Source organism: Deltaproteobacteria bacterium (assembly GCA_028818775.1).
GTDB lineage: Bacteria > Desulfobacterota > Binatia > UBA9968 > JAJDTQ01 > JAJDTQ01.
Genome location: JAPPNE010000057.1, coordinates 1 through 7247 on the forward strand (window position 1 = coordinate 1; position 7247 = coordinate 7247).

At 65.8% G+C, this 7247-nt stretch carries 9 protein-coding genes; 7 read left to right on the forward strand and 2 right to left on the reverse strand.

Going from position 1 to position 7247, the window contains the following annotated elements; all coding sequences use genetic code 11:
- Positions 1–109: 109 nt before the first annotated feature.
- Together OXU42_07235 and OXU42_07240 are read right to left on the reverse strand one after the other, a co-directional pair.
- Positions 110–730, reverse strand: coding sequence for a M48 family metallopeptidase (locus tag OXU42_07235; GenBank protein ID MDE0029175.1), 621 nt, complete (start codon positions 728–730; stop codon positions 110–112).
- A 370-nt stretch (positions 731–1100) separates the two neighbouring features.
- Positions 1101–2543: a DUF898 family protein gene (locus tag OXU42_07240; GenBank protein MDE0029176.1), complete on the reverse strand. Its 1443-nt coding sequence runs from the start codon at positions 2541–2543 to the stop codon at positions 1101–1103.
- Between the two features lie 262 nt (positions 2544–2805).
- On the opposite strand from OXU42_07240, the gene cysD reads away from it, so the two are divergent.
- From cysD to OXU42_07275, 7 genes are all read left to right on the forward strand, one after another.
- Positions 2806–3717: a sulfate adenylyltransferase subunit CysD gene (gene cysD / locus OXU42_07245; GenBank protein ID MDE0029177.1), complete on the forward strand. Its 912-nt coding sequence runs from the start codon at positions 2806–2808 to the stop codon at positions 3715–3717.
- 108 nt (positions 3718–3825) lie between these two features.
- Positions 3826–4269: a rubrerythrin family protein gene (locus OXU42_07250; protein ID MDE0029178.1), complete on the forward strand. Its 444-nt coding sequence runs from the start codon at positions 3826–3828 to the stop codon at positions 4267–4269.
- A 97-nt stretch (positions 4270–4366) separates the two neighbouring features.
- Positions 4367–4939, forward strand: coding sequence for a DUF3501 family protein (locus OXU42_07255; GenBank protein MDE0029179.1), 573 nt, complete (start codon positions 4367–4369; stop codon positions 4937–4939).
- 47 nt (positions 4940–4986) lie between these two features.
- Positions 4987–5361, forward strand: a complete 375-nt coding sequence (locus tag OXU42_07260; GenBank protein ID MDE0029180.1) for a transcriptional repressor — start codon at positions 4987–4989, stop codon at positions 5359–5361.
- A 32-nt stretch (positions 5362–5393) separates the two neighbouring features.
- The gene (locus OXU42_07265; GenBank protein MDE0029181.1) at positions 5394–6266 is read left to right on the forward strand and encodes an MBL fold metallo-hydrolase; all 873 of its coding nucleotides are present in this window, start codon (positions 5394–5396) and stop codon (positions 6264–6266) included.
- A gap of 20 nt (positions 6267–6286) precedes the next feature.
- Positions 6287–6616 (forward strand): methionine--tRNA ligase subunit beta, encoded by a 330-nt coding sequence (metG, locus tag OXU42_07270; protein MDE0029182.1) that lies wholly within the window; start codon positions 6287–6289, stop codon positions 6614–6616.
- A gap of 9 nt (positions 6617–6625) precedes the next feature.
- Positions 6626–7247, forward strand: a 622-nt coding sequence (locus OXU42_07275) for an alanine racemase (GenBank protein ID MDE0029183.1), incomplete at its 3' end; no start/stop codon positions are given.

Below are 7247 nucleotides of genomic sequence, written 5' to 3' on the forward strand. Positions count from 1 at the left end.
GTGGCGGGCACCACGCGAGGAAGAGCAACGCCGCCGACGGCGAAAAAGACAAGCAGATTGTGGTGCGAATTGACCAGACAGGACACTACGACCGCCACGGGCCGCTCCTTCAGCGGATCCTGATCGGCGACGGCGCGGCCCGTGTACTCCAGCATATGAGACGGAGTCTCCGCCATTCCAGGTGGTGGTCGCCGCCGAACACCTTTCCGGCGGCGCGCGGGGCACGGCGCACGGTTTCGATACGTTCGCGGGTGAGTGGATGGGTCGAGAGGAAACCGGAAAGCGCGCCTTCACCCTTCGCCTGCTCCGCGAGCGCCCGGGTAAAGAACTCCTCGAACCCCTTGGAATCGATTCCCGCGGCATACAAGCGTTCCAGCGCATAGTCGTCCGCCTGTCGCTCGGCTATGCGGGAGTAGCCGCTGTTGAGCACCCATCGGCCGAGTCCCGTGATCAGGATGCCCCCGGCCACGTCGCCGGTCACGAGGCCCACCACGATCGAGACGGCCGCCGTGCGGTACAAACCCTGGATCGGGTGGTCGTAGTGGATGTGGCCGATTTCATGAGCGATGACGCCGGCGACCTCCTCCGCGCTCCGGGCGTTGTCGATGAGCCCTTTGGTCAAGACGACGATGTCGCCGGGCAGGGCGAACGCGTTGTCCAGCCTCGTGTTGACCACGACGAGGCGCAAGGACGGCGTCTCGGGCATGTTCGCCGTGACGCGCAGCGCCATCGCCTCGAGGGCGTTTCGTCCCTCGGCATCGCTGCAATACGCCCGCCGGTGCCGAGGCGGTCCGCTTTTGTCTATCTCGGCGAGACGGGTGAGCTGCCGCAATGTCATGAAGCCGATGCGTTGCCTGACGGTGTGCGGAGTGACCGCCGCCAGTTGCTCCGACAGGGAAGGCACGACGACCAGGAGGATGAACGCGAGGGACCCCACGGCGGCTCCAGCCCACCCCACGATGCGGGCCAGGCCTCCCCATGACAGACGCACCCGACGATAGAGCCGGGGCGCCACCCCCTCCAGCGTCTCGACCACCCCCGGATCGTCGACCACCAGCCGGGCGGTGGTACCGTCCAGCCCGATCCGCACAGGTTCGCCGTCACGCGGCGGCTCCGCCAGGATCACGCGCTCGGCGGGCCAGTGCGCCAGCATGGCCCCGTGCACGGCGAAGATGATGATGCCCACATCCGTGATCGCGATGACCGCCGGCTGTGACCGGGCCACGATGCCGTCGTAGTAGTTGGCGGCGAACCTCATCCTGGTGTCCTGTCAAAGCCCACCCACATCCAGGGCATCGGCCAGTCCCTCGCCATGCCTCGGAAGCGCGGCCGTCGCCTTGGACCGTTCGATCCAGCGCCTCGTGCCGTTCGAGGCTCAGCGTTCCGCAGATGTTCGTCAACAATGTGACCTTGACCAACAGCATCCGGATAAAGCCATAGAACCAATAGATGGCCAGGAGCACGGCCGTCGTCATCAGGAAGACCACTTGGCTACCCGTTACCTCGTTCAGCTTGAGGACGCCGATCAGGCCGCCGAGCACCCCGATCAGCAGGAACAGCGCGACGCCGACAACCACGACGAGAAACGCGAAATAGACTCCATAGACGACGGGCGTGTTCATCCTGGAGCTCAGCCGGGTCTCGCCGATGCGCATGGCGCCGACGAAATAGCGGAACTCTCCAACGCGGTACCAGACAAACAGGGAAAGGCTCAGCACGACGAGCCACAGCGGCATGAGATCGAACTTGCGCACCACGAACAGGACCAATGGCGCGGGATTCGCAATGACATTGCCTTCCCGCAACGCGTTCCACAGGGAACCGAGGGCTTCGAAGCCTTCGCCGTTCACGGCGACGAAAAGCCCGATGGCCGCGAGACCAGGCGCCACGACCGTCAGCCAACGCCGCAACAACCCGCCCGCGCCCGCATCGAAAAAGACGCTGACGGAGCCGAACCGAACGTTGTTGGCGAAGTAGCGGGCCGTGGCGATGCGCAGCCAGGGATAGGCCAGACCCAGGGTCGCCACGGTCATGAGACCGTACAGCAGCCAAATGGCGGCATACTTGAAGGCCGACCCGTGGAGCCCGAACCGCACGCCACGCCACGCCGTACGGGTCAGACGATAGCGGCGCACGCGATAGACGGCCACCTGAATGAGAAAGGCAAGCACCGCGTAGTAGAAGAGCTGCATGGCGATTCCGCTGAAAGGGATCTCCCAGGGGATCAGGAACTGAACGAAATACGAATAGGCGGTCGCGGCCGGCGCGAAGAACACGATGACGACCAGGAACCCGATCAACAACTCGGTTCCCGTGCCGAGATACTCCAGAGGCTCGCCCAGGATCTTGACGTGGCGCCAGAGGAGGTGCCGGACGCGTGTCTTTGCCCAGAATCGATAGATTCCGAGGGTGAGGAGGCTCAGGAGCAGATTGCGTATCAGCAGGCGGGCGAGTTCGCTTCGAAGGCCATCGAACACCACTGTCCCGGGCCGGGCGGGCTCAGCGACCCCTTCTTCACCGAGAATGCCGCCAGATTCGTTCATGGTCGAAGCGCCGTCGCGTGGAGGTGTCATGGGCCAGTCCCGGCGTCCGGCGCGTCCCTCCACTTTCGACTGTGGCATACACCACGGCCAATTTCCAACCGGTCGGAAGAAATCGGAGAAACCCGGTATTCGAGCGGAGCACTGATATGATTCGCGAGGAAATCCGGTAAGTTGCAACGCCCCTTGGCGATGGAACTCCTTCCGGCATGACCTCGATCCGGCGCCGTGGACATCCACACCACCACAGTGTAAAACCGCTGGCATGGCCGGTCCCGTCGGCCTCGGCCATCTCGACGAGCTCGAGGCTGAATCCATCTACATCCTGCGCGAGGCGGCGGCCGCGTTCTCGAAACCGGTCCTGCTCTACTCCATCGGCAAGGACAGCTCGGTGCTCGTGCGGCTCGCGCAGAAGGCCTTCCATCCCGCGCCGCCGCCCTTCCCGCTGCTGCACGTGGACACCACCTGGAAGTTTCCGGAGATGTACGAGTTCCGCGACCGCACGGCGCGGGAGACCGGAATGGAGCTCATCGTCCATGTCAACGAGGAAGGCGTCGCCCGGGGCATCAATCCCTTCACGCATGGCTCCGCGCTCCACACCGACGTGATGAAGACCCAGGCCTTGAAACAGGCGTTGGACAAGTACCGCTTCGACGCCGCCCTGGCGGGAGCGCGGCGCGACGAAGAGATGTCCCGGGCCAAGGAAAGGGTGTTCTCGCTGCGCACCCGGACCCATCGCTGGGACCCCAAGAACCAGCGCCCCGAGCTCTGGCACCTCTACAACACCCACCTCCGGGACGGCGAGTCCATGCGCGTCTTCCCGCTTTCCAACTGGACCGAACTGGACGTCTGGCACTACATCGACCGGGAGAACATCCCCGTGGTGCCGCTCTACTTCGCCGCCCCGCGCCCGGTGGTGCACCGTTCGGGAACTCTGATCATGGTGGCAGACGAACGCATGAAGCTCGAACCCGGCGAGGAGCCCGAGGTGAAGCGGGTGCGTTTCCGCACGCTTGGATGCTATCCGCTGTCGGGCGCCATCAAGTCCGGCGCCGACAGCGTGCCGGCCATCATCCGCGAGATGCTGACGGCCACGCACTCCGAGCGCCAGGGACGCGTCATCGACCATGACGGGGAAGGTTCCATGGAGCGCAAGAAGCAGGAGGGCTACTTCTGAATGCGCGGCACCGCCGCCGACCAGGTCATCGACTAGCTGACGCGCGGGCTTGACTCGTAGGGCGCCATTGGGTACTAATCGGAACTATTACTGATAAGGAGGACACCTATGGCAAGCATCAACGGCACCAAGAGCCACGAGAACCTGAAGAACGCCTTCGCGGGCGAGTCCCAGGCCAATCGTCGCTACCTCTACTTCGCCCGGCAGGCGGACATCGAGGGATACCCCGACATGGGCGGGTTGTTCCGCGACACCTCCGAGGCGGAGACGGGGCACGCGTTCGGTCACCTCGACTTCCTGAAGGAAGTCGGCGACCCCTGCACCGGCGTTCCCATCGGCACCACCGAGAAGAACCTGAAGTCCGCGGTGGAGGGCGAAACCTACGAGTACACCGAGATGTACCCCGGCTTCGCCAAGACCGCCCGGGACGAGGGCCTGGAGGAGTTGGCCGAGTGGTTCGAGACCCTGGCCAAGGCCGAGAAATCCCACGCCGGCCGCTTCAACAAGGGCCTGCAGGCCGTCGCCGGCAAGGATCCCGCGGACGCCGGTTGATCCGCGTCTGATCCGTCAAACCGGAGTCTTGCCGCCCCGTTTCCCGGTTCAGGCCCGCGTGGGCGGGGCGGCAAGGTCCTTTCGCTGACGCAGCCACATGGAAAAGGTCACCCTGAACGACATCGTCGGCGCCGGCGCCTACGAGCAGAAGCGCGACGCCTTCCGGCGCGAGATCATCGACCTCAAGAAGCGCCGGCGCGTGTCCGTGGGCGACAAGGTATCGCTCGTGTTCGAGAACCGCGCCACGGTGATCTTCCAGATACAGGAGATGCTCCGGGCCGAGAGCATCCGCGACCTGGACAAGATCCGCGAGGAGATCGACGTCTACAACGAGCTCATTCCGGGCGCCGGAGAGCTGCGCGCGACGCTCTTCCTGGAGATCGAGGACCAGACCAACCTGCGCGAGGCGCTGCTCGAGTTCCTCGGCATCGACGAGCGCGTCTTCCTGTGCATGGGCACCGGCCGTTCGGTCCGCGCCGGCTTCGAGGAGGGGCGCAGCAAGGAAGACAAGATCAGCGCGGTGCAGTACGTCACCTTCGGCCTCGCCCCCGATGACGTGGAAGCGCTGCGCGAGGCGGATGCCCGGATCGTGGTGGACCACGAGAACTACCACGCCGAGGCCGTGCTGGGCGAGGCCACCAAGGCGGAGCTGCTCAGGGACTTGGGGTAGCTCCGGCGGTTGCGCGCGGCGTGAGCCCGCGGACCGCGGGATCGTTCATGTCCACGAGACGCACGCGACAGCTTGAGGTGATCTGGGAGGCCGTGAAGGGCGAGATGTCGCATCCCACCGCGGACCAGATCTACGAGCGGGTGCGGCGGGACATGCCGCACATCAGCCTCGGCACGGTCTACCGAAACCTCCAGAAGCTGGCCGCCGACGGCAAGCTGCAGATCCTCACCATCGACCGCACCCAGCACTTCGACCCCCTGCTGAAAAAGCACCCGCATTTCATTTGCGAAAGCTGCGGAAAGGTCTATGATGTCACGCTGGACCGTAGCGACGAAGCGGCACCGGTGCTGTCGCCGGAGACGGGCTTCACGGTGACGTCCCACCAGCTTTCCCTCTACGGTACGTGCGAGATGTGCTCTTGATGCCCGCGGCCGGGGCCACTCGGGAGGAAGCCATGTCAAGGCGCGTGTTTACCGGAATCGTGCTCGTTCTGGCGGTGCTGTTGAGCGCACAGGCCGCCGTCGCCATCTGTAATCCCAACGTGGTCAAGACCCTCGATGCGGGACCCCACCTGGCCCGTTCCGTCGGCATGCTTGCCGGCGCCACCGCCCCCGGCGACGCGGACATCGGCCTCGGCCAGTACAGCGTGCGCTGGTTTGGCCACTCCAGCTTCGCCATCCGCTCGGGCACCGGCACCCGGGTGGTGGCCGACCCCAACTTCGACGTGACCCCGGGCATCACCGCCGACGCGGTGACCGTGAGCAACGACCACTACACGCACAACAACGTCGAGGCCGTGCGCGGGGAGCCGCTGGTGCTGCGCGGCATCACGCTGGACCAGCGCTGGCAGCCGGTGCGCCGGAAGGTCAGGGACATCGTGGTGGTGAACCTGCCCAGCGCCCGCAGCTACGACTTCAGCCGCATCGCCAACTCCATCTTCGTCTTCGAGATGGGCAGCCTGTGCCTCGCCCACTTGGGCAACATCGGCCACCTGCTCACCGAGAAGCAGGTGAAGCTGCTGCGCCGGGTAGACGTCATGATGGTCCCCATCGACGCGCGCAACAACCTGGGCTTCGGCGACCTCGTGAAGGTCATCGAGCAGGTCAAGCCGCCCATCGTGCTGCCGATGCACTACGACAACCCGTACCAGGCCGAGTACTTCGCGTCCCACATCAACGGCCGCTATCCGGTGCGCCCGCAAGCCGATTCCCGGCTCGTGCTCACGCGCAAGATGCTCCCCAAGAGCACCGAACTGTTCATCCTGCCGCACCCCAACCCCTACGCCGTGAGACGGCGCTGGTGGGGCGGCTCGGACGACGACCGATAAGGCGGTCCACGTTCATTCCATTGGACACGACCATCACGATTGACGATTTCCGCAACCTGGACTTGCGCGTCGGCACGGTCACGAGCGCCGAGCCCCATCCCAACGCCGACCGGCTCATGGTGCTCAAGGTGGACCTGGGCTCGGAAGAGCGCCAGCTCGTGGCCGGCGTCCGCGGCCACTACAGCGCGGAGGAGCTGACGGGGCGCCAGCTCGTGGTGGTGGCGAACCTGAAGCCCGCGAAGCTGAGAGGCATCGAGAGCCAGGGCATGATCCTGGCAGCATCCACCGACGACCAACTCGTCATCCTGGCGCCGGAGCAGCACATCGCGCCCGGCGCCAAGGTCTCCTGACACGCCCGAGTGTCTCCCATCGACAAAGCCGCGGGTACCTGCTGTGTGGTGGACCTGTCGGCCCTGCGCGCCAACCTGGGCACGGTGCGCCGGCTCGTCGGCCCCGGCGTGGAGGTCCTCGCGGTGGTGAAGGCCGACGCCTACGGCCACGGCGACATCGAGACCGCGCGCGCCTTGTGCGCCGAAGGCGTCGGCCGCCTGGGTGTCGCCACGGTGGCGGAAGGCGCGCGGCTTCGGGAAGCCGGCATCGATGCCGCGATCCTCGTTCTCGGCAGTCTTTGCCCCGACGACGCGGCCGCCCTGGTGCGGTATTCCCTGGACCCGGTCGTTGGGAGTCTCGGTCTCCTGAGGCATCTCGATGCCGTGGGCGTGGAGCACGGCGCCGGGATTCCCTGCCACCTCAAGCTGGACACCGGCATGGGCCGGCTGGGGTTGTTGCCGGACGCCATCGAGGAATGGCTGCCCGAGCTGGACGGGCTCAAGGCCGTCAGGCTGCAAGGAGTCATGTCCCACTTCGCCAGGGCCGAGGAGCCGGAGTCGCGGTCGTGCCGCGGACAACTGCGGGCGTTCCGCCGGACGCTGAAGCGCATTCGCGCGGCGGGGCACGATGTGCCGCTGGTGCACATGGCCA

Coding starts and splice junctions, on each gene's coding strand:
- OXU42_07235 (MDE0029175.1), bottom strand. CDS start 730: ATGGCGCTGCGCGTCACGGCGAACATGCCCGAGACGCCGTCCTTGCGC.
- OXU42_07240 (MDE0029176.1), bottom strand. CDS start 2,543: ATGAACGAATCTGGCGGCATTCTCGGTGAAGAAGGGGTCGCTGAGCCC.
- cysD (MDE0029177.1), top strand. CDS start 2,806: ATGGCCGGTCCCGTCGGCCTCGGCCATCTCGACGAGCTCGAGGCTGAA.
- OXU42_07250 (MDE0029178.1), top strand. CDS start 3,826: ATGGCAAGCATCAACGGCACCAAGAGCCACGAGAACCTGAAGAACGCC.
- OXU42_07255 (MDE0029179.1), top strand. CDS start 4,367: ATGGAAAAGGTCACCCTGAACGACATCGTCGGCGCCGGCGCCTACGAG.
- OXU42_07260 (MDE0029180.1), top strand. CDS start 4,987: ATGTCCACGAGACGCACGCGACAGCTTGAGGTGATCTGGGAGGCCGTG.
- OXU42_07265 (MDE0029181.1), top strand. CDS start 5,394: ATGTCAAGGCGCGTGTTTACCGGAATCGTGCTCGTTCTGGCGGTGCTG.